Source organism: Ectopseudomonas alcaliphila (assembly GCF_900101755.1).
In the GTDB taxonomy this organism is placed as follows: domain Bacteria; phylum Pseudomonadota; class Gammaproteobacteria; order Pseudomonadales; family Pseudomonadaceae; genus Aquipseudomonas; species Aquipseudomonas alcaliphila.
On the sequence record NZ_FNAE01000003.1, the window covers coordinates 156713 to 181551 of the forward strand.

At 62.5% G+C, this 24839-nt stretch carries 26 protein-coding genes; 16 read left to right on the forward strand and 10 right to left on the reverse strand.

Going from position 1 to position 24839, the window contains the following annotated elements; genetic code table 11:
• Positions 1–119 precede the first annotated feature (119 nt).
• The 4 genes from BLR77_RS12405 (at position 120) to gntR (ending at position 4836) form a co-directional block, all read left to right on the forward strand.
• Positions 120–1241, forward strand: a complete 1122-nt coding sequence (locus tag BLR77_RS12405) for a gluconokinase, GntK/IdnK-type (RefSeq protein ID WP_074678183.1) — start codon at positions 120–122, stop codon at positions 1239–1241.
• Positions 1242–1290: 49 nt separating this feature from the next.
• Positions 1291–2568 carry a TRAP transporter large permease gene (locus BLR77_RS12410; RefSeq protein ID WP_074678185.1) on the forward strand — a complete coding sequence of 426 codons (1278 nt, stop codon included), beginning with the start codon at positions 1291–1293 and terminating at the stop codon, positions 2566–2568.
• A gap of 57 nt (positions 2569–2625) precedes the next feature.
• Entirely contained in the window at positions 2626–3639 is a 1014-nt protein-coding gene (locus tag BLR77_RS12415; protein ID WP_074678187.1) for a TRAP transporter substrate-binding protein, read from the forward strand.
• Between the two features lie 177 nt (positions 3640–3816).
• A complete protein-coding gene (gene gntR / locus BLR77_RS12420) occupies positions 3817–4836 on the forward strand; it encodes an HTH-type transcriptional regulator GntR (protein WP_074678189.1) in 1020 nt (339 codons plus the stop codon).
• A 3-nt stretch (positions 4837–4839) separates the two neighbouring features.
• On the opposite strand, the gene BLR77_RS12425 is transcribed toward gntR, so the two are convergent.
• Entirely contained in the window at positions 4840–5865 is a 1026-nt protein-coding gene (locus BLR77_RS12425; protein ID WP_074678191.1) for a lipase secretion chaperone, read from the reverse strand.
• Between the two features lie 148 nt (positions 5866–6013).
• Positions 6014–6967, reverse strand: coding sequence for a triacylglycerol lipase (locus BLR77_RS12430; RefSeq protein ID WP_074678193.1), 954 nt, complete (start codon positions 6965–6967; stop codon positions 6014–6016).
• A 510-nt stretch (positions 6968–7477) separates the two neighbouring features.
• Between BLR77_RS12430 and BLR77_RS12435 the strand changes: the two genes are divergently transcribed.
• Positions 7478–7786, forward strand: a complete 309-nt coding sequence (locus BLR77_RS12435; RefSeq protein ID WP_074678195.1) for a hypothetical protein — start codon at positions 7478–7480, stop codon at positions 7784–7786.
• A gap of 98 nt (positions 7787–7884) precedes the next feature.
• Here the strand turns inward: BLR77_RS12435 and greB are convergent, their stop codons facing one another.
• From greB to BLR77_RS12450, 3 genes are read right to left on the reverse strand one after another with little or no spacing between them, the layout of a single operon-like run.
• Positions 7885–8382, reverse strand: coding sequence for a transcription elongation factor GreB (gene greB, locus BLR77_RS12440; protein ID WP_074678197.1), 498 nt, complete (start codon positions 8380–8382; stop codon positions 7885–7887).
• Positions 8383–8436: 54 nt separating this feature from the next.
• Entirely contained in the window at positions 8437–10941 is a 2505-nt protein-coding gene (locus BLR77_RS12445) for an ABC transporter permease (protein WP_074678199.1), read from the reverse strand.
• Positions 10941–11624, reverse strand: a complete 684-nt coding sequence (locus BLR77_RS12450) for an ABC transporter ATP-binding protein (protein ID WP_074678201.1) — start codon at positions 11622–11624, stop codon at positions 10941–10943. The genes BLR77_RS12445 and BLR77_RS12450 overlap by 1 nt, the downstream gene beginning before the upstream one ends.
• A gap of 11 nt (positions 11625–11635) precedes the next feature.
• Between BLR77_RS12450 and BLR77_RS12455 the strand changes: the two genes are divergently transcribed.
• The 3 genes from BLR77_RS12455 to BLR77_RS12465 all read left to right on the forward strand — a co-directional run bounded on the left by BLR77_RS12455 (position 11636) and on the right by BLR77_RS12465 (position 13640).
• Positions 11636–12241: an arylesterase gene (locus tag BLR77_RS12455; protein ID WP_074678203.1), complete on the forward strand. Its 606-nt coding sequence runs from the start codon at positions 11636–11638 to the stop codon at positions 12239–12241.
• Between the two features lie 90 nt (positions 12242–12331).
• Positions 12332–12613, forward strand: coding sequence for a hypothetical protein (locus BLR77_RS12460; protein ID WP_074678205.1), 282 nt, complete (start codon positions 12332–12334; stop codon positions 12611–12613).
• Positions 12614–12683: 70 nt separating this feature from the next.
• A complete protein-coding gene (locus BLR77_RS12465) occupies positions 12684–13640 on the forward strand; it encodes a L,D-transpeptidase family protein (RefSeq protein WP_074678207.1) in 957 nt (318 codons plus the stop codon).
• Positions 13641–13793: 153 nt separating this feature from the next.
• On the opposite strand, the gene oprI is transcribed toward BLR77_RS12465, so the two are convergent.
• Complete coding sequence (gene oprI, locus BLR77_RS12470; RefSeq protein WP_003239826.1) at positions 13794–14045, reverse strand: outer membrane lipoprotei OprI; 252 nt, start codon at positions 14043–14045, stop codon at positions 13794–13796.
• A gap of 269 nt (positions 14046–14314) precedes the next feature.
• Between oprI and BLR77_RS12475 the strand changes: the two genes are divergently transcribed.
• Entirely contained in the window at positions 14315–15688 is a 1374-nt protein-coding gene (locus tag BLR77_RS12475; protein ID WP_074678209.1) for a GntP family permease, read from the forward strand.
• A 145-nt stretch (positions 15689–15833) separates the two neighbouring features.
• Complete coding sequence (locus BLR77_RS12480; RefSeq protein ID WP_003460019.1) at positions 15834–16106, forward strand: GNAT family N-acetyltransferase; 273 nt, start codon at positions 15834–15836, stop codon at positions 16104–16106.
• Positions 16107–16228: 122 nt separating this feature from the next.
• On the opposite strand, the gene BLR77_RS12485 is transcribed toward BLR77_RS12480, so the two are convergent.
• On the reverse strand, positions 16229–17305 hold the full coding sequence (locus BLR77_RS12485; RefSeq protein ID WP_074678211.1) for a 3-deoxy-7-phosphoheptulonate synthase: 1077 nt from the start codon (positions 17303–17305) through the stop codon (positions 16229–16231).
• Between the two features lie 205 nt (positions 17306–17510).
• Positions 17511–17924, reverse strand: a complete 414-nt coding sequence (locus BLR77_RS12490) for a PilZ domain-containing protein (protein ID WP_074678213.1) — start codon at positions 17922–17924, stop codon at positions 17511–17513.
• Between BLR77_RS12490 and BLR77_RS12495 the strand changes: the two genes are divergently transcribed.
• The 5 genes from BLR77_RS12495 (at position 17923) to cysB (ending at position 21881) form a co-directional block, all read left to right on the forward strand.
• Complete coding sequence (locus BLR77_RS12495) at positions 17923–18309, forward strand: YbbN family protein (RefSeq protein ID WP_074678215.1); 387 nt, start codon at positions 17923–17925, stop codon at positions 18307–18309. The two genes, BLR77_RS12490 and BLR77_RS12495, sit on opposite strands and share 2 nt — an antisense overlap.
• Complete coding sequence (locus BLR77_RS12500; RefSeq protein ID WP_074678217.1) at positions 18309–19265, forward strand: putative 2-dehydropantoate 2-reductase; 957 nt, start codon at positions 18309–18311, stop codon at positions 19263–19265. The genes BLR77_RS12495 and BLR77_RS12500 overlap by 1 nt, the downstream gene beginning before the upstream one ends.
• Before the next feature lie 2 nt (positions 19266–19267).
• Entirely contained in the window at positions 19268–20173 is a 906-nt protein-coding gene (locus tag BLR77_RS12505) for a 5'-nucleotidase (protein ID WP_074678219.1), read from the forward strand.
• Between the two features lie 129 nt (positions 20174–20302).
• A complete protein-coding gene (locus tag BLR77_RS12510; protein ID WP_074678221.1) occupies positions 20303–20803 on the forward strand; it encodes a universal stress protein in 501 nt (166 codons plus the stop codon).
• A 103-nt stretch (positions 20804–20906) separates the two neighbouring features.
• Positions 20907–21881 (forward strand): HTH-type transcriptional regulator CysB, encoded by a 975-nt coding sequence (gene cysB / locus BLR77_RS12515; protein WP_074678223.1) that lies wholly within the window; start codon positions 20907–20909, stop codon positions 21879–21881.
• A gap of 61 nt (positions 21882–21942) precedes the next feature.
• Here cysB and BLR77_RS12520 read toward each other — a convergent pair whose 3' ends face one another.
• Complete coding sequence (locus tag BLR77_RS12520; RefSeq protein WP_074678225.1) at positions 21943–22563, reverse strand: phosphoadenosine phosphosulfate reductase domain-containing protein; 621 nt, start codon at positions 22561–22563, stop codon at positions 21943–21945.
• Between the two features lie 175 nt (positions 22564–22738).
• Here BLR77_RS12520 and thrH point away from each other — a divergent pair, with 175 nt between their 5' ends.
• Positions 22739–23356 (forward strand): bifunctional phosphoserine phosphatase/homoserine phosphotransferase ThrH, encoded by a 618-nt coding sequence (gene thrH, locus BLR77_RS12525; RefSeq protein WP_074678227.1) that lies wholly within the window; start codon positions 22739–22741, stop codon positions 23354–23356.
• Positions 23357–23407: 51 nt separating this feature from the next.
• Here the strand turns inward: thrH and pabB are convergent, their stop codons facing one another.
• Entirely contained in the window at positions 23408–24766 is a 1359-nt protein-coding gene (gene pabB, locus BLR77_RS12530) for an aminodeoxychorismate synthase component I (RefSeq protein WP_074678229.1), read from the reverse strand.
• Positions 24767–24839 lie beyond the last annotated feature (73 nt).

Consider the following 24839-nt stretch of genomic DNA (forward strand, 5'->3'; position numbering starts at 1 on the left):
CATCAGAGGAAATGCTCTACGAAATGTTGCCAGAGGAGGGTTGTCGAACGATTTGGATAGCGCTAACATTCGGTCCAAACAATGAGTAGCACCACCTCGATGGTGTCCATGGAGTTTCCATGCAACAGCAGCCTTGCGTACTGCCTGCCCGCACCACCCTGGTGGTCATGGGTGTCAGTGGCTCCGGCAAGAGCGAGATCAGCCAGGCGGTCGCCACCGCACTCGGTTGGCGCCATATCGAAGCCGATCATTTTCATCCCCCCGAGAACGTAGCGCGCATGCGCGCGGGCATCCCGTTGAGCGACGAAGATCGTCGTCACTGGCTGGATGCGCTGTGCGAGCAGATGCTGGTCGCGCAGGCCGCCGGTGAATGCTTCGTGCTGGCCTGCTCGGCGCTCAAGCGTGCCTACCGCGAGCGTCTGCGTCAGGCGGTTCCAGGGTTGCAGTTCGTGCACCTGGATATCGATCACGCCACCGCGGTGCAACGTGTCGGTGCTCGGCCCGGGCATTTCATGCCGACTTCGCTGGTCGACAGCCAGTTCGCCACCCTCGAAAGCCCGGCCGGTGAGCCGCACGTGCGAGTCGTCGATGCGCAGCAGTCGCGGCAAGCATTGGTGGCCGATATCCAGGACTGGGTTCGTCGCGAAGCCGCGGAGGCCATGTCGAACCAGACTCAGGATATTCTCGATAGCGAAATTGATAGCGCTAACCAAGCGGCCCAGTTAGGCGCCGAGCCGATCTATGAAGGTCGCATCGCGCGCATGTTCGATCGACTGACGGACGGCCTGATGGCGGTGCTGATGGCCTTCATGGTGGTGGCTGTGTTCACCAACGTGGTGCTGCGCTACGCCTTCGGTACGGGCTGGCCGGGTGTAGAGGAACTTTCTCGGTTGGCGTTCGTGTGGCTGGTCTTCGTCGGAGTGGCCTCTGGTATGCGCCGTGGCGAGCTGATGACCTTCCGCATGGTTCGTGACCGTTTCCCGTTGCTGGCGCAGCGACTGGTGGATTCGCTGAGCTGGATTCTAGTGGCTGGGGCCAGTCTGCTCTCGGCTTGGGGTGCCTGGAATCAGGTGCAGTTCGGCTGGGGCAACGTCAGTACGGTGGTCGGTTATCCGGTGGTGCTGGCGATGCTGCCGGTGCTGGCGAGCATGCTGGTGCTGGCGATTCTGGCGGTGGTGCAGCTGGTCAACCTCTGGCGGCGTTCGCCGCCGGCAACGCTGACCCAGGCGCACGTCGAATGATGCTGGCCCAATTCCAACAATACGGGCACTGCCCAGCGAGGACCTGCCGATGACCGTCGCCGTCTTCCTTTCATCCCTGCTGGGTTTCATGGCCTTCGGCATGCCCATCGCCTTCGCCCTGATTCTCACTGCGGCGGTGCTGATGTGGTACCTGGGTTTCTGGGACGTGCAGCTGCTGGCGCAAAACCTGCTCGCCGGTGCTGACAGCTTCCCGCTGCTGGCCGTGCCGTTCTTCATCCTGGCTGGCGAGCTGATGAACGCTGGCGGCATCTCGCGACGCATCATCGCCATGGCGCAAGCTTACTTCGGTCACCTGCGCGGCGGCCTTGGTTATGTCGCCATCGCTGCCGCGGTGTTGTTGGCCAGCATGTCCGGCTCGGCATTGGCCGATACCGCAGCGTTGGCCACCTTGCTGTTGCCGATGATGCGTCAGCGTGGCTATCCGGTGCATTCCTCGGCGGGTCTGGTGGCTGCTGGCGGCATCATCGCGCCGATCATTCCGCCATCGATGCCGTTCGTGATCTACGGCGTGGTCACCAACACCTCCATCAGCCAGCTGTTCATGGCCGGCCTGGTGCCGGGCCTGATCATGGGCGCAGGCCTGATCATCGCCTGGACGCTGATCGCCCGTAGCTTCACCGAACCGACGCCGCCCAAGGCCAGCGCCGCCGAGCGTCGACGCGTACTGATCGACGGTGCAGCGGCGCTGATGTTGCCGGTAATCATCGTCGGCGGCCTGCGCTTCGGCATCTTCACGCCCACCGAGGCGGCCGTGGTTGCGGCAGTGTATGCCCTGGCCGTGTCCACCTTGCTCTACCGCGAGCTGAGCTGGAGCGACCTGATGGAAACCCTGACCCGCGCCAGCCGCACCACGGCGTCGGTGATGTTCCTCTGCGCCGCCGCCACAGTGTCGGCCTACATGATCACCCTGGCCCAGTTGCCGGACGAGATCGGCGCCATGCTTGGGCCGCTGGCCGATCACCCACGTCTGTTGGTGCTGGCGATCATGCTGCTGATGATCGCGGTGGGCATGGTGCTGGACCTGACTCCGACCATCCTGATCCTTGCCCCTGTACTGGCGCCCATCGCGATCAAGGCCGGGGTCGATCCGGTGTACTTCGGCGTGATGTTCGTGCTGATCGGCTCCATCGGCCTGATTACCCCGCCAGTCGGCACCGTGCTCAACGTGGTCGGCGGCATCGGCAAGTTGCGCATGGAGGTGTTGGTGCGCGGGGTCATGCCGTTCTTCCTGATCTATCTTGGCATCGTCTTCCTGCTGATCGCGTTTCCGTCCATCGTCACCGTGCCGTTGGCCTGGTTGCGTTGAGTTGATCCACCGGTGCTGGCGCGCCGGCTTTATCCACAACAATAAGAGGTAGTCCCGATGAAACGTCCGCTGCTCGCCATCCTCACCGCTGCCATGCTGTGCAGCCCACTCGCCGCCATCAGCGTTCACGCCGATGAAGTCCGTTCGCGGATGATCCGTTTCGGCTATGGCCTCAACGAGAACAGCAACCAGGGCCGTGCGGCCAAGCTGTTCGCCGAGGAGGTGGCCAAGGCCTCCGACGGCAAGCTCAAGGTGCGCACCTTCGGCGCCGCCAGCCTGGGCTCGGACGATCAGATGCAGAGCGCACTGATCGGTGGCGCCCAGGAAATGATGGTCGGCTCCACCGCCACCCTGGTCGGCATCACCAAGGAAATGGCCGTGTGGGACACGCCGTTCCTGTTCAGCAGCGCCGAGCAGGCCGACGTGGTGCTCGATGGTCCAGTCGGCCGTCAGGTGATGGACAAGCTGGAGGAGAAGGGCCTGGTCGGGCTGGTGTATTGGGAGAATGGTTTCCGCAACCTGACCAACAACACTCGGCCGATCACCAGGCTGGAGGACTTTTCCGGGGTCAAGTTGCGCGTGATGCCCAACCCGGTGTTTCTCGATACCTTCAAGCTGATGGGCGCCAACGCCGTGCCGCTGCCGTTCTCCGAGCTGTTCACCGCGCTGGAGACCAAGGCCGTCGACGGCCAGGAAAACCCCTTCAACACCATCCTTTCCTCGAAGTTCTACGAGGTGCAGAAGTACCTGACCGTGACCAACCATGTGTACAGCCCATGGATCGTCACCGTGTCCAAGCGCTGGTGGGACGGTCTGTCGCAAACCGAGCAGAGCATCCTGCTGGAAGCGGCGAAGAAGGCGCGCGATTTCGAGCGCCAGGACACCCGCGAGGAGGCCGCCCGTGCATTGGCGGAGCTGAAAGACAAGGGCATGCAGATCAACGAAGTGGAAGCGGCCGAGGTGCAGCGCATGCGTGAGCAAGCCGCTCCGGCGATCCAGAAGGTCGTCGACACGGTCGGCCAGCAACTGTTCGATCAGGTGCAGGCTGAAGCCGAGAAGGCCGCTCTATAAGAACTTGCCCGGGATCGGAGCGGCCAGTGCGCCGCCGATCTTGGGTGGGTTCATGGTTTCGCGGGGCACGCAGGTGGTAACGCTCCTTGCATGGTGACGTTACCCCGGGCGGCGTGTCCCGCGCTTTATTCCCCGGCGGGGCTGGTAGAATCGGCCGCTGAAATCAATGGAGGCGCTATGAGTCAACGCCGTCGCCGGTCTGCAGAACGTGTCACCCTGTCCGACGTGGCCAAGGCCGCAGGCTGCTCGTTGATGTCCGCCTCGCGCGCGCTGTCCCAGCCGGGGCGGGTGTCAGATGCGTTGCGCGAGCAGGTGATGCGCGCTGCTCAGACGCTGGGTTACGTGCCCAACCCGGCTGCGCGGGCATTGGCCAGTTCGCGTTCGAACCTGGTGGCCGTGGTGATTCCATCGTTGTCGAACTCGGTGTTCGTCGATACCGTCGAGGCCATCCAGCGCGTGCTGATGCCGGCCGGTTTCGAAATGATGATCGGCGTCAGCCACTATCGGGTCGAGGAGGATGAGCGTCTGTTGCGCTCCTATCTGGCGCACCAGCCAGCGGGGCTGCTGCTCACGGGCTTCGAGCGCAGCGACGCGGCGCGTGAAATCCTCGGTGCCAGCAGTTGCCCATTGGTGACGTTGATGGAACTGAGCGAGGAGCCGGAGGATTACTGTGTCGGCTTCTCTCAGATCGAAGCCGGCGCCGCCATGACTCGCGCCCTGGTGCAGCGTGGTTACCGGCATATCGCCTTTGCCGCCGCTCAGCTGGACCCGCGAACCTTGCAGCGTGCAGAAGGCTATCGTCAGGTGATGCGTTACCTCAATCGCCATGACCCGGCGCTGGAATTGCTGACGCCGGAGTTGTCATCCATCGGCTTGGGCGCCGAGTTGCTCGACCGCCTGCTGGCGCAGCAGCCGCAGATCGATGCGGTGTTCTTCAACAACGACGACCTGGCCATGGGCGCTCTGTTTCGTGCGCGTCAGCTGGGTCTGGACGTGCCTGGACGCCTGGCCATCGCCGGTTTCAACGATTTGCCAGCTGCGGCCTGGATGCATCCGGCCTTGAGCACCGTGCGTACCACTCGTGGTCGTGTCGGCGAGCTGGCGGCGAACATGCTGCTGGCGCTGATGCGTGGCGAAACACCGGAGCAGCACTGCATCGACGTCGGCTTCGAGCTGGTGATGCGCGACAGCGCCTGAGGCCTACTGCTTCTTGTTGGCCGCTGCCAATTGCTCGGCGGCGTCCAGGCGCAGGCGTTCACGCTCATCGAAACGCTCTGCAGCCAGCGCCTCGATCGCCGCGCGCTTGTCGCCGCTGCTGAGCCCCTCATTGGCCTGAATCTTCGCCTTGGCAGCGCTGTAGTCATCCAGCCGTTTCTGCCAATTCTGTCTTTGGCTATCCAATGCCTCCAGGCGCGTGGTGGCTTCGGCGCCTACCAGTTGCTGACGCATCTGGCGGATCTGCGCAGCACTGGCGCCTTCGGCCTGCAGGCGGGCGGTGTGTTGCCGCAGTTCCTGCTGCAGTTGCGGCAGTACGGCGTCCTGCAGTTCTTCGGGCAGAGACGCGCGCAGGCGGTCGACGGCAGCGCCTTTCTCTTCGGCGCTCATTCGGGCGTCGTGCTGGATGGCCAGGCGCTCGAGGGTGAAGCGGTTGTAACCTTCCTCGCGGGCGAAGAAGGCCTGGTGGGTCTCGCCATCGAACAGACGCGCGCGCAGCGCTTGCACAGCACTTTCACGCTGGCGCATGGCATCCAGGTTGGTCATTTGCGGCAGGTCGCGCTCCAGCAGCACCAGCTCACGCTTGTAGCTCAGGTACTGGTCCAGCAACGTCTGTGCGCGGGCTCGCGCAGGTTCCTGCAACTGGCTGTCGATGTAGTTGCGCAGGCGTGACACGCTGGCATCCAGGCTTTCTTCACCGATGCTGGCGAGGAAGTAATCGAAGATTCGTCGGATATCTTCGCTGATGATCAGGTTGCCGCCGGCATCCACGCGGAAGCTGCCGTCGACTTCGGTGCCGACGAAGGAGCTGGGCAGGGCCAGCTTGGCGGCTTTCTTCTGCGTATCGTGGCTGGTTGGCGTTACGGTATCTGCAGCCGGTTCCGGTACAGGCTGCGCGGTCGTGGCGGCGGGAGGCGTGAATGGGGTCGGTTGGTGTCCGGGTTGCAGGTAAAGCATCAACGCCAGGGCGGCGGTGATCAGTAGGGGGAGGACGAACAGGGTTTTCTTCACGGCAGGTTCCAGTCGGGCGTCGGATCAGGATGGCTCCTGCTCCGAACCGGGGCTTAGAGCAATACCTCGTAGGGTGCGCCGTGCGCACCGAAATGCCAGGGTGACCGGCAATCAGGTGCGCGCAGCGCACCCTACGAGGAGCAGCAGTTTAAAGCCCGGCGTTCTTCAGGCGGTTGGCATGCTGGCGGTAGACGGTCACCGGATCGGTCTCGAACAGGCTGGTCAGCCCCAGTGTCTGGTTGACCTCATCGAGATGGTTCATCCGGTAGTTGTCACGAATCACCTGACCCATGCGCGAGCTGCAGCGGCCGACCAGGCCGTCGTTGGCTTCGTTGCCGAAGGTCAGTGAGGAGGCGCCCATCAGCAGGTCGCTCGGGTCGAGCAGGTTGGTCAGCGGGCTGGTGCCGCTCCAGGAGTAGTAGCGCACGCCGTTGACGCTATAGGCGCCTTCGCCGCAGGCACTGGTGGGAATGCCTTGTGGGAACTTGGCATTGAAGCGTGCAGCGCCCTCACTGTTGAGTGACTCCAGCGAGCCCAGCGCATTTTGCGGGGTGGTGCTGGAGCTGCCGGAGAGGAAGTTGATCAGCGTACCCAGGCCGTTGACGATGCCCACCAGAACCGGGGTGGCGACCGGGCCGGCCGGGCCGTCGCTGATGCCCTTGAGGAAGTCGGCAGTGGCCGAGCCCTTGTGCGGCGCGCCGACGCTGGTGACCGATGCAACCAGGTCCGGGCGCACGGCAGCGACGTAGCGGGTGGTCGGGCCGCCATGGCTGTGGCCGATCAGGTTGACCTTGCCCTTGCCGCTGATGGCGACGATGTCCTCGACCTGCTGCAGCAATTGCTCGCCACGCGCTTCGGAGGTGTCCAACTGGCTGACTTCGGTGACGTAGACGCTGGCACCGTCACGGCGCAGGGCGGCCGGGATGCCATACCAGTAGTCGATGCCAAGGATGCTGTCGAAGCCGAGCATGCCGTGACCGAGGACGATGGGATATTTGGTCTGGGTGTAGCCGGATGAACCGAACCAGAAAGCCTGGGTCTGGCCGCTGGCGAGCAGACCGGTACCGAGGCAGAGGGCGAGCAGGGTTTTATTGTTCTTCATGGGCGCTCTCGATGATTTTTGTTGAGGCAGTCAGCTGCTTCCTGCAACACGATCGCGTCCATCCGGTGGCGCGTACGGCGCAAGAACGATGGCAGGAAACATGCCATCGCCCCTGATTTTCCGGCGAGCCCTCTATCCAGGCGCTTTTCATGATTTTCGGGAGATTTGGCGTCGATATCGCTGCGTGTTTTCTGTTACGTGGCGAAACGTCAAGTCGCGCTGAGGGCCGCAATTGATCTGGCCAGGCTGGGCGTCGATGGCTGAGAACGGGTCTTTTGAGCGGATGAAATGCGTGGATTGACCGTCGCCCAATCGAAGGTTGGGGTCGAAGGCGGGCGCGCCTTGACAGTTTGCCGTGGGCTTCTCTAGGATGCGTCCTGCGCCGATTTAAACAGCTACTTGCGGGGCGCCACAGGGTGTTGTCATCAGCGCCTGAAATTCCGCTAAAGCGCTGGTTCGGTGTCGCCTCTCACCGCTGCCCAGCGGGATTCTCGAGGCGGAGACTCGACCATGATCTGTCCCCAACCCCTTATTCGTTTGGCGCCCATCACCTCGGGCCTGCTGCTGCGTAATCCGCGCGTGCTGCTTGGTGGTAGCCATCAACCTACCTTGCTGCGCTATCTCGAAGGCTGGCCCAAGCGCTGGGCCGGGTCACGCGCCTTTCGCATCCAGTTCGTGCAGAACGGCGAGTCGCTGAGTCGCTTCGCGCGGGACAGTTTCGACCTGGCTGTGATCCAGGCCCCCAGCGCCGATGAGCTGGCGCAAACCGTCGGCGAGCTGGTGCGGGTGGCGCGCCAGGGACTGATTACCCGGCGCTAGTCAGGCTGTGAGGAAACCGGCACCTGTGTAGGAGCGAGCTCTGCTCGCGAAGCTTTTAAGCACCATATGTTCGCGAGCAGAGCTCGCTCCTACAGCACCTAGGGATATTCGATCTCGACGATATAGCAGGTCTTCTCACCACTGGGGCTGTGCACCCGCACTTCGGCGTCCAGCTCCTTGCCGACCAGGGCGCGGGCCAGGGGAGAGTCGATGCTGATCAGGCTCTGTTTCAGGTCCAGCTCGTCGGGGCCGACGATGCGGTAGCGCGACTGGTCACCGTCTTCGTCTTCGATGGTGACCCAGGCGCCGAAGTACACCTTGTTCGGATCGGACGGTTTGTCGCTGACGACCTTGAGCTTTTCCAGTCGTTTGGTGAGGAAGCGCACGCGGCTGTCGATCTCGCGCAGCATCTTCTTGCCGTAGGTGTATTCGGCGTTCTCCGAGCGATCGCCCTGGGCCGCCGCTTCGCTGACCGATTGCGTCACCTGTGGCCTGCGCACGTGCCACAGCTCGTGAAGCTCGGCGCGCAGGCGTGCTTCGCCTTCTGGCGTGATCAGTGGCGTACCGGCGGGACGTGGAGGGCGATAGCGGCTCATGGTGTCTCTGATAGATGGAAGGGGCGCCAGTCTAGCAAACCCCTTCCTTCACACTCAGCCTTCGCGCAATACGCTCAACGGGCTGGCATTCAGTGCGCGGCGGGTGCCGAGCACGCCGGCCAGACCGATCAGCAGCGCGCCGATCAGCGGCAGCAGGAGCAACCATGGGTGAGGTTGCCAGCTCATGTCGAATGCATAGCGATAGAGCAGAAAGCTCACCAGCTCGCAGCCCAGCGCGGCCAGCAGGCCGGCGGCCGCGCCGAGCAGGCCGAACTCGGCGCGGCGAGCGCTGACCAGCAGCTTGCGTTCGGCGCCCAATGCCCGCAGCAGCGCACCCTGACGAATGCGCTCGTCCAGTGTCGCCTGCAGCCCTGCCAGCAGCACGGTGATGCCGGCGGCGAGCACGAACAGCAGCACATACTCGATGGCCAGGGTGACCTGAGCGAGGATGCTGCGCAGTTGCGCCAGCAGGGCGTCGACCTGCAGCAGCGTCACGCTGGGGAAGGCGCGGCTGAGGGCTACCAGTTCTGCGTCCTGTCCGGGCGGCAGGTAGAAGCTGGTCAGGTAGGTGGCAGGCAAGTCCTGCAGGGTCTGCGGCTCGAAGATCATGTAGAAGTTGGGCTGGAAGCTGTCCCAATCCACCTGGCGCAGGCTGGTGACCTGCGCTTCGCGTTCGATGCCGCCGACATTGAAACGCAGATTATCGCCGAGCTTCAGTTGCAGGCTTTCGGCCAGTTCGGATTCGACGGAAACGCCAGGCAGTTCGCTGGCGTGCGCAGCGCCCCACCAGTTGCCGGAGGTAATCAGGTTGTCGGACGGCAGATCCTCGGCCCAGGTCAGGCTCAGGTCGCGCTGGATGGCGCGCTCGCCGCGACTTTCCTTGGTCACCAGTTGGCGTACCGGCTCGCCGTTGATCATGATCAGCCGGCCAGGCACCACGGGATACAGCGGGGCCGGATGCGGCGACAGCTCGGCCAGACGCGCGGCGAACGCATCGCGCTCGGCCGGCAGCACGTTGAGGGCGAAGTGGTTGGGTGCATCTTCTGGCAACTGGTCCTGCCAGGTGTCGAGCAGCTCGCCGCGGAGCAGGGCGATCAGCGCCATGGCCAGCAGGATCAGGCCGAACGCCAGCGATTGCCCGGCTGCAGCCAGCGGATGGCGCAGCAACTGGCCCAGGCCAAGACGCCAGGGCAGGGCGGCGTGCTGCAGCAGTCGGCGCAGGCTCTGCAGGCAGAGCAGAAGCAGACCGCCGAGCAGCAAGGCGGCGAGTAGTCCGCCCCCCAGCAGGGCCAGCGTCAGGCGCAGATCCAGGCTCAGGCGCCACATGATCAAACCCAGTGCGATCAGCGCCGCGCCGTAGACCAGCCAGGAGCTGGCCGGCACCGGCAACATATCGCGGCGCAGGACGCGCAGCGGCGGCACGCGGCCGAGCGCCGCCAGCGGCGGCAGGCCGAAGCCGGCCAGCGCCACCAGGCCGGTGGCCATGCCGGCCAGGGCGGGCCATAGATCGGCAGGCGGCAGATCATCAGGGATCAGCCCACGCAGCAAATAGAAGAGGACGTGCTGCCCAGCCCAGCCGAGCAGCGCGCCGAGTGCGCAGGCGATCAGCCCGAGCAGCGCCAGTTGCAGGCCGAACAATGCCAGCGCTTCACGCCGTGACAGCCCGAGGCAGCGCAGCAGCGCGCTGGCATCGAAGCGTCTTGCCGCGAAGCGTGCGGCCGATAATGCCACGGCGACGCCGGCAAGCAGCACTGCCGCCAGGCTGGCCAGGTTCAGGTAGCGCTCGGCGCGGCCGAGGGCGCCGCCGACCTGGCGATTGCCATCGCGGGCGTCGTCCAGGCGTTGATTGGGTTCCAGGCCGGCTTCGACTGCCTGACGGTAGGCGGCCAGGGCGTTGGCATCGCCGCGCCAGAGTTCGCGAAAGCGCACACGGCTGCCAGGCTGTACCACTTCGGTCGCGGCTAGGTCGTCCAGGTGCATCAGTACGCGTGGCGTCAGGCTGTAGAAATCGCCAGCGGTGTCCGGGTCATAGGTCAGCACGCGGCTCAAGCGCAGAGGCTTGGCGCCTATTTCCAGTTCGTCGCCAATCTTCAGGTTCAGCGCGACCATCAGGCGCGCTTCGGCCCAGACCTCTCCCGGCCTGGGGCTGGAGCCAACTTCCTCTGGCGCGTAGGGCTCGGCTGCGCTTCTCAGCTCGCCGCGCAGGGGGTAGTGGCTGTTGGCTGCCTTGACGCTGGCCAGCTGAATACCTTCCTGGGCGGCGACCACGCTGGAAAACTCCACCGCTTGTGCGTGATCAAGGCCGAGCTTGAGCCCTGCATCTATCTGTTCCTGGCTGGCTGGTGAGCTGCCGCTCAGGCGCAGGTCAGCGGCGAGAAACTCGCTGGCGCGCAGCAGCATGGCGTCATTCAGACGTGCGCCGAAATAACCGATGGCGCTGCTGGCCGCGACCGCGACCAGCAGCGCGAAGAACAGCACCCGCAACTCGCCGGCGCGGGCATCGCGCAGCAGTTGGCGGGCCGCGAGCGAAAACAGGCGAGTGAAGGGCACGCGTTTCATCAGGGCTCCACGCGGTCGATCAGGTGTCCGGCTTCCAGGCGGATCAGGCGCTGGCAGCGGTGCGCCAGGCGCTCGTCATGGGTGACCAGCACCAGGGTGGTGCCGCGTTCCTGGTTGAGCTGAAAGAGCAGGTCGCTGATGCGCTCACCAGTGTGGCTGTCGAGGTTGCCGGTGGGTTCGTCGGCGAACAGTACGTCCGGCTCGGCAGCGAAGGCGCGGGCGATGGCCACGCGCTGTTGCTCACCACCGGAGAGTTGGCGAGGGTAGTGCGTCAGGCGCTGCCCCAGGCCGACGCGTTCGAGCAGCGCCCGGGCACGCTGGCGGGCATCGGCATGACCTTCCAGCTCCAGCGGCAGCATCACGTTCTCCAGCGCGTTGAGGCTGTCGAGCAACTGGAACGACTGGAAGACGAAGCCCACGTGCTCGGCGCGCAGGCGCGCACGCTGGTCTTCATCGAGCTCGCCGAGGTTCTTGCCGGCCAGCAGCACGGCGCCGCCACTGGGCAGGTCCAGGCCAGCGAGCAGTCCGAGCAGGGTGGATTTGCCAGAGCCTGAGGCCCCGACGATGGCCAGGCTGTCGCCTTTGCTCAGTTCGAGATCGAGATCATGAAGGATGGTCAGCTCGCCTTCCGCGCTGCTGACCACTTTGCTAAGGTTCCGCGCAGCGAGAATGCTCGAAGTCATGGAGATTCCAAATGCGTGCATGGTGGTTGAGTGGTGCCTTGGCCCTGATGTTCTGGGCTCAGGGGGCGGTTGCAGGCACCCTGCTTGTGGTCGGCGATAGTATCAGCGCCGCTTTTGGCCTGGATAGCCGCCAGGGATGGGTCGCTCTGCTGGAAAAACGCCTTGAGGACGAGGGATTCGAGCACTCGGTGGTCAATGCTTCGATTAGCGGCGACACCAGCGCAGGCGGCGCCGCACGGCTCTCTGCGCTACTTGCAGAGCACAAGCCGGAACTGGTCATCATCGAGCTGGGAGGCAACGATGGCCTGCGTGGCCAGCCCCCAGCGCAATTGCAACAGAATCTTGCGTCGATGATCGATAAATCGCAGTCCGCCGGTGCCGATGTGCTGCTTCTCGGTATGCGTTTGCCGCCCAATTATGGCGCGCGTTACACCACGTCCTTCGCCCAGGTTTTTGCGGATCTGGCGGAGCAGAAGAAGGTACCACTGGTGCCGTTCTTTCTCGAGGGTGTCGGTGGTGTGCCGGGGATGATGCAGGCCGATGGCATTCACCCGACCGAATCCGCACAGGCGGTGTTGCTGGACAATGTCTGGCCGACGCTCAAACCGCTGCTTTAAGTGTCTGTTTTCGGCGGAAAACAGAGTAGGCATAGGCTTTTCCGTCTCAAGCCTTTCGGCTAATGTGGCCGACCTGTCACGGAGCCCCAGATGCCGCGTCCCGCCTGGTCCCTTTATGCCTACCAACTGATCGAGCCGGACGAGCAGTTGGATCTGTTCGCCTGTCGTGAGGTGCGTGTGCACCTCGTGGCTCGCCAACTGCGCCTGGGTGGGCATGCTGATCGCACGCTTTGCGGCGGCTTGTTGCCGGCACAGCCGCGTTGGCGGACGCTGGAAAAGGTCTGGCTGCGTGACCGTCGACTGTGTCCAGCTTGTCTGGCGGTATTCGAGGCGCAGCGCCAGGGCTTGTGCTCGAATTGGGCGGATGGCTGACGTCTGCCCGGCTGTGCAATGGCGGTGTACAATCGCCGCAATATCATTCAACTCTTCAAGGGACTCCCGGATGTTGTCGCGCTTCTCTGCGGTCAACCGCTGCCTGACTCTGTTCGCACTGTGCTCCAGCGCCGCGGTACAGGCACTCGAACTTCCATTGCCGCCGCCAGGCGAGGATGTGGTGGGCCAGGTACAGGTGATCAAGGCCAAGTACGAGGACACCTTCGCCGATCTGGGAACGGCAAACGATCTCGGCTATCTGGAAATGGTCGCCGCCAACCCGGGTGTCGATCCCTGGCTGCCGGGCGAGGGCACCGAGGTCATTCTGCCGACTCGCTACGTGCTGCCTCCAGGGCCGCGCGAGGGCATCGTGATCAACCTGGCCGAGTATCGTCTGTATTACTTCCCGAAAGGTCAGAATGTGGTGCACACCTTCCCGCTGGGCATCGGTCGCGAGGGCTGGGGTTCGCCGCTGGGCACTGGCCGCGTCACCGTGAAAACGCCCAATCCGGCCTGGTATCCGCCGCAGTCGATTCGTGATGAGCATGCGGCCGAGGGCGATATCCTGCCCACCGTTGTGCCGCCTGGTCCGGATAACCCGCTGGGCCCTTACAAGATGACGCTTTCGTTCCCTGGTTACCTGATCCATGGCTCGAACAAGAAGTTCGGGATCGGCATGCGCGTCAGCCACGGCTGCTTCCGCATGCTCAATCACAACGTGCTGGAATTGGCGGGTATGGTGCCGGTCGGCACTCCGGTACGCATCATCAACGAGCCTTACAAGTTTGGTGTCAGTAGCGGCAAGATCTATCTGGAAGCGCATGCGCCACTGGATGACGAGGGTGACCCCTCTGTTGTCGACAAGCACACTGCGGTGATCAATGCGTTGCTCAAGCGTGACGAACTCAGCGGCCTGCGCCTCGACTGGGAGATGGTCCGTGAGGTGGTTGCCGCCGAGGACGGTATTCCGGTACCCATCGCGGCGCAGAACGAGAACGTGGTGGCAAGCAGCGACAACCCGTTCTGATTCAGCAAAGTTGCAAAAAGCCCGCCTGCATTCGTGTACGCGGGCTTTTTTATTGCCCGGCAATCGAGATGTTCGCAGAGGTCCAGGTCATTGGCAGGCAATAAAAAAGCCGCACCAGTTGCCTGGGGCGGCTTTCGAAAAAACGAGTCGCAATTACTTGCGGCTGGCTTTTTCCAGCATGCGCAGAGCGCGCTCGTTAGCTTCGTCAGCAGTCTGCTGAGCTTTCTGAGCAGCGGCCAGAGCTTCATCGGCCTTGCGGTAGGCTTCGTCAGCACGGGCTTGAGCGCGAGCAGCTGCGTCTTCGGTAGCAGTCAGACGAGCTTCGGTTTCTTTGGACATGCTGCTGCAACCGGTAGCCAGAACTGCGGCCAGAGCCAGAGCAGAGAATTTCAGAACGTTGTTCATCGTGTTCCCCTTGAGGTGGAGTTTTCCATAAAAAGCAATTCCCCAACTGCGGGAAATTAGCCGGCGTACATACTACCTATTACTTTTAGTAAGTAAACGGAGCCAGGGCAAGAGTTGCAGTTTTTTTTCTTGGGGCAGGGCGCCGAAGGATAGAGCCCGCGTGGGCTGGCTAAAAAATAGTCAGTTACGCATTCGATACAGTGCAGCGCTTGTACGAACTGTTATAACTGTCCCGGCTTTGAAACTAAAACAATAAAGAGGGGATGCAAATGCTTGGGAATTTGGGGCTTTTGCTGGGCTTGGCGCTACTTATCTTCATGGCGCTGCGCGGGGTGAACATATTCATCGCAGCGTTGCTGTGTTCGATTCTGGTGGCGCTCAGCAATGGCGTCGCCGTATCCGGTGCACTGCTCGAGCACTTTCCATTCGGCCCCTTGGGTGCATTTACCTTTGCTGGCAAGTTCTTCGTGCTGTTTCTCTGTGGTGCGATCTTCGGCAAGGTCATGGCTGCCAGCCAGGCGGCCAGCAGTATTGCTCAGGCCATTACCCGCGGCCTGGGTACGCAGCGCACGCTCTGGGTGGCGATGCTGGTGTGTGCGGTGCTCACCTATGGCGGGGTGGTGGTGTTCGTGGTGATCTTCACCATGTATCCGCTGGGTATCACGCTGATGCGCGAGGCCAATCTGCCCAAGCGGCTGTTCTGCGCCGCCACTGCGCTGGGGGCGGGAACCTTCACCATGACGGCCCTGCCTGGCTCGCCTTCGATTCACAACGTGATCGCAGCCAGCGCACTGGGTACCGACCTGTTCGCCGGCGCCTGGATTGGTCTGTTCGCATCGCTGGTGATGATCGGCCTGGGCATGGCCTACCTGCAGCGTGAATGGCGCCTGGCGCGCGAACGAGGCGAGGGGTTCGAGCCTAACGCGCAGGACGAGCGCATGCAGCAATTGGCTGGTGCGCCGGGTAGCGGGCCGCACTGGGGCATGGCATTGGTGCCGATCATCGTGGTGCTGGGGATCATTCTCCTGCCGCGCCTGCTCGCGCTGTCTGGTGCGGTTGTGCCGGGCGAGGGCGCGTTGGGTGGGCTGTTGGCCTTCAGTCAGTCGCAGCCGATTCTCTGGCCCAGCCTGGCCTTGGTGATCGCTACCGGTGTGGCTGTGCTGATGTTTTCGGCATTGCGCCGTAACACCTTCGGCTTGCTGGGGCAGGGGGCGGATGATGCGATCATGCCGCTGCTGAACACCGCTGCGGTGATCGGCTTTGGCGGCGTCGTTACTCAGACAGCAGGTTTTGCCCAGTTCGCCCAATGGATACTGGAGGTGAATCTGCCGCCGCTGCTGTCGGTATTCGCTTCTGTGAGCGTGGTATCGGGCATCGTCGGCTCCTCATCCGGCGGCCTGCAGATTTTCATGCAGACGCTGGCTCCGCGTTATCTGGAGATGGGGGTGGAACCTGAGGTGCTGCACCGTATCGCCACTATCACCGCTGGCGGGCTGGATTCGCTGCCGCACTGCGGCGCGGTGATCGCGATGCTGATGATCATGGGGCTGACGCACAAGCAGGCATACAAGGACATCTTTGTCATCACGGTGCTGATTCCGGTTATTGCGGCCTTGCTCTGCATCGCCTTGTTGAGCTTCTGATTGCTCGTGGCTGGGCGGTTCTGCGACTGATAAGCTTGGTCGATTGCGTAGGCGGAAGCGGGATGTGAATTTGCGCTTTTGCCAAAGCACCGGTATGAAGTAAAAACAGATGCGCCGCTAACGGTTTGCGGCTAGAGGAGTGAAGATGAGCGAGGGGTTGTCCATCCACCATGACCAGACGAGTCACCAGTTCGTGACGACTGTCGATGGTGATCGTGCCTATCTGGCCTATATGGATCTGGGCAAGCAGACGCTGGACATCTATCGCACCTTCGTACCCAATACCCTGCGCGGGCGTGGCATCGCCGCCGCGCTGACCGAGCATGCCCTGCAGTACGCCGAAGGCAAGGGCTACACGGTGATTCCGTCCTGCTCCTATGTCGAGCGCTACATGGAGCGCCGTTCGCGCCACCAGTAGGATTCGGTTTGGAGAGTTACAGTCCGCGCTGATCGTCATGGTGGGCTGAAGCCCACCCTGCATGTGAATGCGGATACAAAAACGCCGGGCAATGCCCGGCGTTTTCATTGTTGCTGCGGCCCTTAGCCGCGAGGGCGCTTGGGCAGTACGTCCTTGAGCTTGGCGTGCATGCTGCGCAGGCTCTTCTCGGTGGTATCCCAGTCGATGCAGGCATCGGTGATGGATACGCCGTACTTGAGGTCGCACAGATTCTTCGGAATCGACTGGCTACCCCAGCCCAGGTGACTCTCGACCATCAGACCGACGATGGAGTTGTTGCCCTCGAGAATCTGGTTGGCCACGTTCTCCAGCACCAGCGGCTGCAGGGCCGGGTCCTTGTTGGAGTTGGCGTGGCTGCAGTCGACCATGATGTTCGGGCGAATGCCGGCTTTTGTCAGTTCCTGCTCACAAATGGCAACGCTGACCGAATCGTAGTTGGGTTTGCCGTTGCCGCCACGCAGTACCACATGGCCGTAGGCGTTGCCCTTGGTGGTGACGATGGAAACGCCGCCTTCCTGGTTGATGCCGAGGAAACGGTGCGGGCTGGAAACCGACTGCAGGGCGTTGATGGCCACGGTCAGGCCGCCGTCGGTGCCGTTCTTGAAGCCGACGGCCGAGGACAGGCCCGAGGCCATTTCCCGGTGGGTCTGGGATTCGGTGGTGCGTGCGCCGATGGCCGACCAGCTGATCAGGTCCTGCAGGTACTGTGGGGAAATCGGGTCGAGCGCCTCGGTGGCGGTGGGCAGGCCCATTTCCGCCAGGTCGCGCAGCAATTGACGACCGATGTGCAGGCCGTCCTGGATCTTGAACGAGTCGTCCAAGTACGGATCGTTGATCAGGCCTTTCCAGCCGACCGTGGTGCGCGGCTTCTCGAAGTACACGCGCATGACCAAAAACAGGCTATCGGACAGCTCGGCAGCCAGCACCTTGAGGCGCTCGGCATACTCGTGAGCGGCCTTGATGTCGTGGATGGAGCAGGGGCCGACGACCACGAACAGGCGATGATCCTTGCCGTCGAGGATGTCGCGTACCACCTGGCGACCATGGGCAACGGTCTTCAGTGCGGCATCTGTCAGGGGGATTTCGCGTTTGAGCTGATCGGGGGTGATCAGGGTTTCGTTGGAAGCGACGTTGAGGTCGTCGATCGGTAAATCAGCCATCGTGCTATTCATCGGGTCAGGTCGTCAGGTCACGGGTGCCGGCCGCCAGCGATCCCCTATGGCGGTGCACAGCTAGTTGGCGCAGGGGGGAGCCGAACCTTAGCGCGTACAGGGCTGCGCGACAATGGGCGTTAAGTTCAATAAGCCTCATAGAGTGGCAGTATGAGGTGGCTTGTTGCCCTCACTGATAGGGGCTGAGCCGTATTCAGGCGAGATTGGGAAACTCGGCGGCATGCTTGGCGATCCAGTCCTGAGCACATTGCTCGATGGCCATGGGGTGGCCTGATGCCTGTTCCAGCTGTTGTCGGTAATGCTGGATCTGGCAAACCTGCTCGACCATGCGCGCGCGGAACAGGGTGTCTTCATCGAGAAAGGCGATGCCTACCAGATAATCGTTATCCTGGCGCCGACACCAGGCCACCACGCCAGGGTAGCGCGCCTGATCGCCCAGTAGCGGGATACGCAGTTCGATCGAGGTGCCCCGGCGAAAGCCCCGCGACGAGTTGCATGCGACCCCGCCCAGGCTGATATTGTTCAGTCGCTGCCGGGGAATGCAGGCCTGTTTGCGCAGCACCAGTTCCACTGGCATGTCGCTTGGATGACGCAGAAACTTACGCATGAACACCGACCTTGAATGCAGGCAAACTGATATCAGTGAGTTCAGTATAGCGACGCAACTGGAATTGACCGATCTGGACGCCGACCGTCGTCTGCTCGATCTTCCCGGTACCTCGCTGTTAGTGTTCACAAGCACGGGCTGTGCCAGCTGCCGCTGGGCGCGCCAGGCCCTGCCTGGCATGCAGCTTCCGGTCGAGCGCCTGTGCTGGATCGATGCCGGGCATAACGCCGGATTGGTGACGCGCTACGAGGTCTTTCATCTGCCCGCGCTTTTTCTGGTCAAGGACGGTCATTTCTTTGGCGCATTGCACGCACGCCTTACCCATTCCGATTTGCTAACCGCCATGGTCGAGGCTTTGCTTCGCCCGGCTGAGGAGCTTCCCTGATGTCCCAATCCCCCGCGCCGCGTATCGGCATCATCGGCACCGGCGCCATTGGCGGTTTCTACGGAATGCTGCTGGCACGTGCCGGCCATGACGTGCACTTTCTGCTGCGCAGCGAATACGCCGCCGTTATCGAGCGCGGCCTGCAACTGAACAGCGCCGTACAGGGTGTTTTGCATCTGGAATCGGTGCAGGCCTATCAGCATATCGACGATATGCCGCCGTGCGATTGGCTGCTGGTGGGCGCCAAGACCACGGCGAATGCCGAGCTGGCACCGCTGATCGCCAAGGCGGCAGCGCCCGCTGCCAAGGTGGTGCTGCTGCAGAATGGCCTGGCGGTGGAGGACGAATTGCGTCCGCTGTTGCACAACGATCTGCATCTGCTGGGTGGGCTCTGCTACATCTGCGTTCACCGCAGTGCGCCAGGGGTGATCGAGCATCAGGCCCTGGGGGCGATCAACCTGGCCTATCACTCCGGGCCTCTTACCGACGATGAGTCTCGGCTGGCGCTGGTCGAGGAGGGTGCCAGCTTGTTGCGCAGCACCGGCCTGGATTCGGCGGCGATGCGCGATCTGGCGCAGACGCGCTGGCAGAAGCTGGTGTGGAATATCCCTTATAACGGCCTGTCGGTGCTGCTCGATGCCGATACGCGGCGCCTGATGGGTAATCCCGACAGCCGCGCGCTGATCGCTGACATGATGCAGGAGGTAGTACAGGTCGCTCAGGCGCTGGGCTACGCCATGCCGGACAGCTATGCGGACAAATTGCTGGCCGCCACGCAGCGCATGCCTGATTACCTGCCGAGCATGTACCACGATTTCGCCCAGGGGCGCCCGGCCGAGCTGCATGCCATTTACGAGGCGCCGCTGGCGGCTGCGGACGCAGTGGGTTTCGCTATGCCCAAGGTGCGCGCCCTGTATCAGGCGCTTCGGTTCATTCAGGCTCGCCAGGAGGCCTAAGCATGGGTAAGGGACTGGGGGACAAACTGGTGCTGGCGATTTCCTCGCGAGCGCTGTTCGATCTGAGCGAGAGCCACCAGATCTATGAAAGCGAAGGGGTCGAGGCCTATCGCCGCTATCAGATCGAACACGAAGACGAAGTGCTGATGCCGGGCGATGCCTTCCCGCTGGTGGAGAAGCTGCTTGGCCTGAATACGCGGCTCAGCGAGCAGCGCGTGGAAGTCATCCTGGTGTCGCGCAACAGTGCCGATACCGGGTTGCGTGCGTTCAACTCGATCCAGCACTACGGGCTCGGCATTTCTCGCGCCGCTTTCGTCGGCGGTCGTAGCCCTGATCCTTATCTGGCGGCCTTTGGCTGCCATCTGTTTCTGTCTACCCACGCCGACGATGTGCGCAACGCACTGAAAGCCGGTTTTGGGGCGGCGACGCTGCTTTCCGGTGGCGCGCGGCGAGCGAACAGCAACGAGCTGCGTATCGCCTTCGATGGCGATGCCGTACTGTTTTCCGATGACTCCGAGCGCGTTTACCAGAGTGGCGGCCTCAACGCCTTTCAGGATCACGAACGCGAATCTGCTCGGCAGGCCTTGCCGGGCGGCCCGTTCAAGCCGTTTCTCGCCGCCTTGCATGCGCTGCAGCAAGAATTTCCCGAAGCAGACTGCCCGATCCGTACGGCGTTGGTTACAGCCCGTTCGGCGCCTGCACATGAGCGCGTGATCCGCACCCTGCGTGAGTGGAGCATTCGCCTGGATGAATCCTTCTTCCTCGGCGGGCTGGACAAGTCGGCGGTACTCGAAGCCTTCGCCGCCGATGTGTTCTTCGATGACCAGACCGGGCACTGCGAAAAGGCTCGCCAGGTGGTCGCGACCGGTCATGTACCCCATGGCGTCAGCAACGAGTTACTGCCCTGAGTCTGAGCCTGCGCAGGCGTCCAAGCGCCTGCATATAGCCATTCGTCCTAAATAACGCTGCCGATCTTGCTTTGTCTGATGCGCTGCTAAGCTCAATCAAGGGCCTGCGCCAGCAGTCGAGGAGGCCGTGTGATCCGCTCGATACTCTATGCCACCGATCTGGGGCTTTATGCCTCCTATGTGCTGCAGCACGCCCTCGCCATGAGCCGCAGCTTCAAGGCCGATCTGTATGTGGTGCACGCCGTTGAACCCATGGGCTTGTTCGCCGAGTCCGTGTTGCAGACCTATCTGGATGAGGAAACCCTCGGGGAGCTCCGACGCAATGGGCTGAGCACGGTCATGGCCAGTATCGAGCAGCGTGTGCTCGAGGGCTTTCGCGATGAACTGGGTGATGGTCAGCAGGATCTTCAGTTGATTCGTGCCGTGCGGGTGCTTCAGGGGGATCCGCCTGCGGTGATTCTTGAGGAGGCGCAGAAACTTGGGGTGGATCTGCTGGTCGTAGGCAGTCACAGCCACGGTGCGGACCTGGCCGTGCCGCTGGGACGCACCGCAGCACGTATCGTGCAGTTGTCGGAGGCGCCGGTGTATCTGGTGCCCATGCTGCAACACCGTGGACACGGGGATTTGTAAAAGGGGGCTAATAAAACGTTCTAGGATGTTTGATTAAACCAATAATATGGTTATATACGGCATTGGCAGTTGTTGGCCTGCCTTACTGCTCTGAGGGAAATCTATGAAGCTTCAGCAATTGCGCTACATCTGGGAAGTCGCGCACCACGACCTCAACGTATCGGCTACCGCTCAGAGCCTGTACACCTCGCAACCAGGGATCAGCAAGCAGATTCGCTTGCTCGAGGATGAGCTGGGCGTGGAAGTCTTCGCCCGCAGCGGTAAGCACCTGACCCGCGTTACCCCAGCCGGGGAGCGCATCATCACCACGGCCGGCGAGATTCTGCGCAAGGTCGAAAGCATCAAGCAGATCGCCCAGGAATTCTCCAACGAGAAGAAGGGCACGCTTTCCATCGCCACCACCCACACCCAGGCACGCTATGCCCTGCCTCCGGTGATCAGTGCCTTCATCAAGCAGTATCCGGACGTGTCGCTGCACATGCACCAGGGCACGCCGACGCAGATCGCCGAGATGGCCGCCGACGGTAGTGTCGATTTCGCCATCGCCACCGAAGGCCTGGAGCTGTTCAACGACCTGATCATGATGCCCTGCTACCGCTGGAACCGCTGTGTGGTGGTGCCACAAGGACATCCCTTGACCAAGCTGCCGAAGCTGACCCTCGAAGCCCTGGCCGAACACCCCATCGTCACCTACGTATTCGGCTTCACCGGGCGTTCGAAGCTGGACGAAGCTTTCAGCCACCGTGGCCTGACGCCCAAGGTGGTGTTCACCGCAGCCGACGCCGACGTGATCAAGACCTACGTGCGCCTGAACCTGGGCGTCGGCATCGTGGCCAAGATGGCGGTCGACGCCAAGCTCGATCCGGATCTGGTGGTGCTCGACGCCGATGACCTGTTCGAGCCCAGCGTGACCAAGATCGGTTTTCGTCGTGGCACCTTCCTGCGCGGCTTCATGTGCGACTTCATCGAGCGTTTTGCCCCGCACCTGACCCGCGAGATGCTGGCCAAGGCAGTGCAGTGCCACAACAAGTCCGAACTCGAAGAGCTGTTCCAGGGCGTCGAGCTACCGATGCACTGAAGCAGCATGGAAACGAAACATGGCGCCCAAGGGCGCCATGTTTCGTTGTGGCCACCGCAGATCAGTGACTCAGGTGCAGGCCGCACTCGCGATTGTCTTCACCCTTGGTCGGGTCGAAGTAATCGAACTCGTTCGGCAGGTCGTGGGCGACCAGGTACTGGTAGAGGTCCTTGGAGGACCAGTGCAGCAGCGGGGCGACCTTGATCAGGCCATCCGGGTTGATGCTGATCGGGTCCATTTGCGCGCGTACGGCGGTGTCGGTCGCGCGCAGGGCGGTGAACCAGACGCTCGGTGCGGTCTCGCGCAGGGCGCGGGCGAAGGGCTCGAGCTTCACTTCCTCGGTGAACGCGGCATGACGCGGATCATCCAGGCCTGGCACCGGGCCGTCGATGGCTTCGCGGTGCGCGCGTGAGCGCTTGGGCAGGTAGGTGATCAGGTTGAGGTTTAGCTTGCGCGCCACTTCATCGGCGAAACGATAAGTGGCGTCGGTGTTGTAACCGCTGTCCATCCAGACCACCGGGATATCCGGTTTGACCTGGCTGACCATGTGCAGGATCACCGCTTCGAACGGGCGGAAGTTGGTGGTGCAAATGGCGGGTTTGCCCAGTCCGATGGCCCACTGAACCAGTTTTTCAGGCTGGTTGCCGAGTTCGGCATTGAGCGTGTCCAGGTCGAGTTCCATGCTGAGGACTCCAGATCGTGTGCGTGAGGGCGCGATGGTAGCAAAGGCCGGTTATGCTGCTAAATAACTAAGGCTGTTATTGTCCTTTCTTATTGTTATAAGAAGGCCCGATTGCGTGGGGCAGGCCCAGCGGCTAGAGTGCCGGCTCCTTTTTGGCTCAACCGAGGAGTGGCCTGTGGAAATCGCGTGTCTCGACCTGGAAGGCGTACTGGTCCCGGAAATCTGGATCGCCTTTGCGGAAAAAACCGGCATCGAGTCGCTCAAGGCGACCACCCGTGACATTCCCGATTACGACGTGCTGATGCAGCAGCGCCTGCGCATTCTCGATGAGCACGGCCTGAAGCTGAAGGACATCCAGGACGTGATTGCCACGCTGAAGCCGCTCGATGGCGCGGTGGAATTCGTCGACTGGCTGCGTGAGCGTTTCCAGGTGGTGATTCTCTCCGACACCTTCTACGAGTTCTCCCAACCGCTGATGCGTCAGCTCGGTTTCCCGACCCTGCTGTGCCACCGCCTGATCACCGACGACAACGACCGCGTGGTCAGCTACCAGCTGCGCCAGAAGGACCCCAAGCGTCAGTCGGTCATCGCCTTCAAGAGTCTGTACTACCGGGTGATCGCGGCAGGCGACTCGTATAACGACACCACGATGCTCAGCGAAGCCCATGCCGGCATCCTCTTTCATGCGCCTGAAAACGTGATTCGCGAGTTTCCGCAGTTCCCGGCGGTGCACACCTTCGAAGCGCTCAAGCAAGAGTTCCTCAAGGCCTCGAACCGCAAGCTGAGCCTGTAAGGGCGACGCATGAAAACGCCGCGATTTCGCGGCGTTTTTCGTTTTGATCGCTTACCCGGTTGTTCCCGGCAGACGCTCCAGTGTCTGAAGCAGCAAGTTCACCTTGGTGATGGACTCCTGATACTCGGCTTGCCAGTGGGAATCGGCGACGATCCCACCACCGCCCCAGCAGCTGACTTTGCCACCCTTGACCAGCAGGCTGCGGATGGCGATCGAGCTGTCCATTTCGCCGCGTACATCGAGATACAGCAGCGAGCCGCAGTAGAGCCCGCGCCGCGTCGGCTCCAGTTCATCGATGATCTGCATGGCGCGGATCTTCGGTGCGCCGGTGATGGAGCCGCCAGGGAAACTGCAGGCGATCAGGTCCAATGCATCCTTGCCGGGAGCCAGCTCGGCGGTCACGCAACTGACCAGATGATGCACGTTGGGATAGCTCTCCAGGGCGAACAGCTCCGGTACCTTGACCGAGCCGATGCGGCAGCTGCGGCCGAGATCGTTGCGCAGCAGGTCGACGATCATCAGGTTCTCGGCGCGGTCCTTGCGGCTCGCCAGCAGCTCTTGCGCCTGCACCTGGTCATCGTCGGCGTCATGGCCGCGGCGCCGAGTGCCCTTTATCGGACGGGTTTCCACCTGACCGTTGCTGACCTTGAGAAAGCGTTCGGGCGACAGGCTGAGGATGGCATCGCCATCTCCCAGGCTCTGGAACCCCGAGAAAGGCGTGGGGCAGGCCTGGCGCAGTGCCTGGTACGCAGTCCAGGGATCGCCCGCGCAGGACGCCTGAAAGCGCTGGGCGAAGTTCACCTGATAACAATCGCCGGCGAGGATATAGCCTTGAATGCGTTCGATCGCCTGGCGATAGCGGTGCTGGTCGATACCGGCCTGGAATGGCTGGGTCAGTTGGAAGGGCTCGAGTTCCTCGCTGTACGGTGCTTCGAACAGCGCTTGCAGGCGCTGACGCTCTGCCTCCGGCAGCGCCGGGTGAAACAGCAGGGCGCTGGTGCCGAGCTGGTGATCGCTGATCAGCGCCCAGGCGTAGAGACCGAAACGAGCATCCGCGAGATCGAGATCATCGACGCTCTGCTCGGGAAGAGCTTCCAGGCGGCGGCCGAAGTCATAAGACAGGTAGCCGATCAAACCGCCGATGAATGGCAGCTCCTGCTGCGCTGGTGCCTCGGCGGGCCCCAGGCTCTGCAGTGCGCCTCGTAGGCGCTGCAGGAAGTCGTTGGCCGATTCGTCGGTGGTTGGCGCCAGTTGTGCCAATGGCCAGGCGCTCATAAGGTCATAGCGTCCACGCTTGGCACTCGGTCGTCCTGCATCCAGCAATACGGCACCAGGGGCCTGGCGAATGCGCTGGAAGTAGTCGCTGGGGTCTGTGCGGTAGGGAAGAAGGTGCAGAGAGCAGCTGGGCATGCGTGGCAGTCGAAAGGGTTGAAAGGGCGATTGTAGTCCGCCGCTAATATTCATCCTAGAGCTTCTGCCAGGT

Coding starts and splice junctions, on each gene's coding strand:
- BLR77_RS12405 (WP_074678183.1), top strand. CDS start 120: ATGCAACAGCAGCCTTGCGTACTGCCTGCCCGCACCACCCTGGTGGTC.
- BLR77_RS12445 (WP_074678199.1), bottom strand. CDS start 10,941: ATGAAACGCGTGCCCTTCACTCGCCTGTTTTCGCTCGCGGCCCGCCAA.
- BLR77_RS12495 (WP_074678215.1), top strand. CDS start 17,923: ATGAACACCGACCTTGAATGCAGGCAAACTGATATCAGTGAGTTCAGT.
- BLR77_RS12455 (WP_074678203.1), top strand. CDS start 11,636: ATGCGTGCATGGTGGTTGAGTGGTGCCTTGGCCCTGATGTTCTGGGCT.
- BLR77_RS12410 (WP_074678185.1), top strand. CDS start 1,291: ATGACCGTCGCCGTCTTCCTTTCATCCCTGCTGGGTTTCATGGCCTTC.
- BLR77_RS12485 (WP_074678211.1), bottom strand. CDS start 17,305: ATGGCTGATTTACCGATCGACGACCTCAACGTCGCTTCCAACGAAACC.
- BLR77_RS12475 (WP_074678209.1), top strand. CDS start 14,315: ATGCTTGGGAATTTGGGGCTTTTGCTGGGCTTGGCGCTACTTATCTTC.
- BLR77_RS12465 (WP_074678207.1), top strand. CDS start 12,684: ATGTTGTCGCGCTTCTCTGCGGTCAACCGCTGCCTGACTCTGTTCGCA.
- oprI (WP_003239826.1), bottom strand. CDS start 14,045: ATGAACAACGTTCTGAAATTCTCTGCTCTGGCTCTGGCCGCAGTTCTG.
- BLR77_RS12520 (WP_074678225.1), bottom strand. CDS start 22,563: ATGGAACTCGACCTGGACACGCTCAATGCCGAACTCGGCAACCAGCCT.
- BLR77_RS12450 (WP_074678201.1), bottom strand. CDS start 11,624: ATGACTTCGAGCATTCTCGCTGCGCGGAACCTTAGCAAAGTGGTCAGC.
- BLR77_RS12505 (WP_074678219.1), top strand. CDS start 19,268: ATGGGTAAGGGACTGGGGGACAAACTGGTGCTGGCGATTTCCTCGCGA.
- BLR77_RS12490 (WP_074678213.1), bottom strand. CDS start 17,924: ATGCGTAAGTTTCTGCGTCATCCAAGCGACATGCCAGTGGAACTGGTG.
- BLR77_RS12435 (WP_074678195.1), top strand. CDS start 7,478: ATGATCTGTCCCCAACCCCTTATTCGTTTGGCGCCCATCACCTCGGGC.
- BLR77_RS12430 (WP_074678193.1), bottom strand. CDS start 6,967: ATGAAGAACAATAAAACCCTGCTCGCCCTCTGCCTCGGTACCGGTCTG.
- BLR77_RS12460 (WP_074678205.1), top strand. CDS start 12,332: ATGCCGCGTCCCGCCTGGTCCCTTTATGCCTACCAACTGATCGAGCCG.
- cysB (WP_074678223.1), top strand. CDS start 20,907: ATGAAGCTTCAGCAATTGCGCTACATCTGGGAAGTCGCGCACCACGAC.
- BLR77_RS12500 (WP_074678217.1), top strand. CDS start 18,309: ATGTCCCAATCCCCCGCGCCGCGTATCGGCATCATCGGCACCGGCGCC.
- pabB (WP_074678229.1), bottom strand. CDS start 24,766: ATGCCCAGCTGCTCTCTGCACCTTCTTCCCTACCGCACAGACCCCAGC.
- greB (WP_074678197.1), bottom strand. CDS start 8,382: ATGAGCCGCTATCGCCCTCCACGTCCCGCCGGTACGCCACTGATCACG.
- BLR77_RS12480 (WP_003460019.1), top strand. CDS start 15,834: ATGAGCGAGGGGTTGTCCATCCACCATGACCAGACGAGTCACCAGTTC.
- gntR (WP_074678189.1), top strand. CDS start 3,817: ATGAGTCAACGCCGTCGCCGGTCTGCAGAACGTGTCACCCTGTCCGAC.
- BLR77_RS12415 (WP_074678187.1), top strand. CDS start 2,626: ATGAAACGTCCGCTGCTCGCCATCCTCACCGCTGCCATGCTGTGCAGC.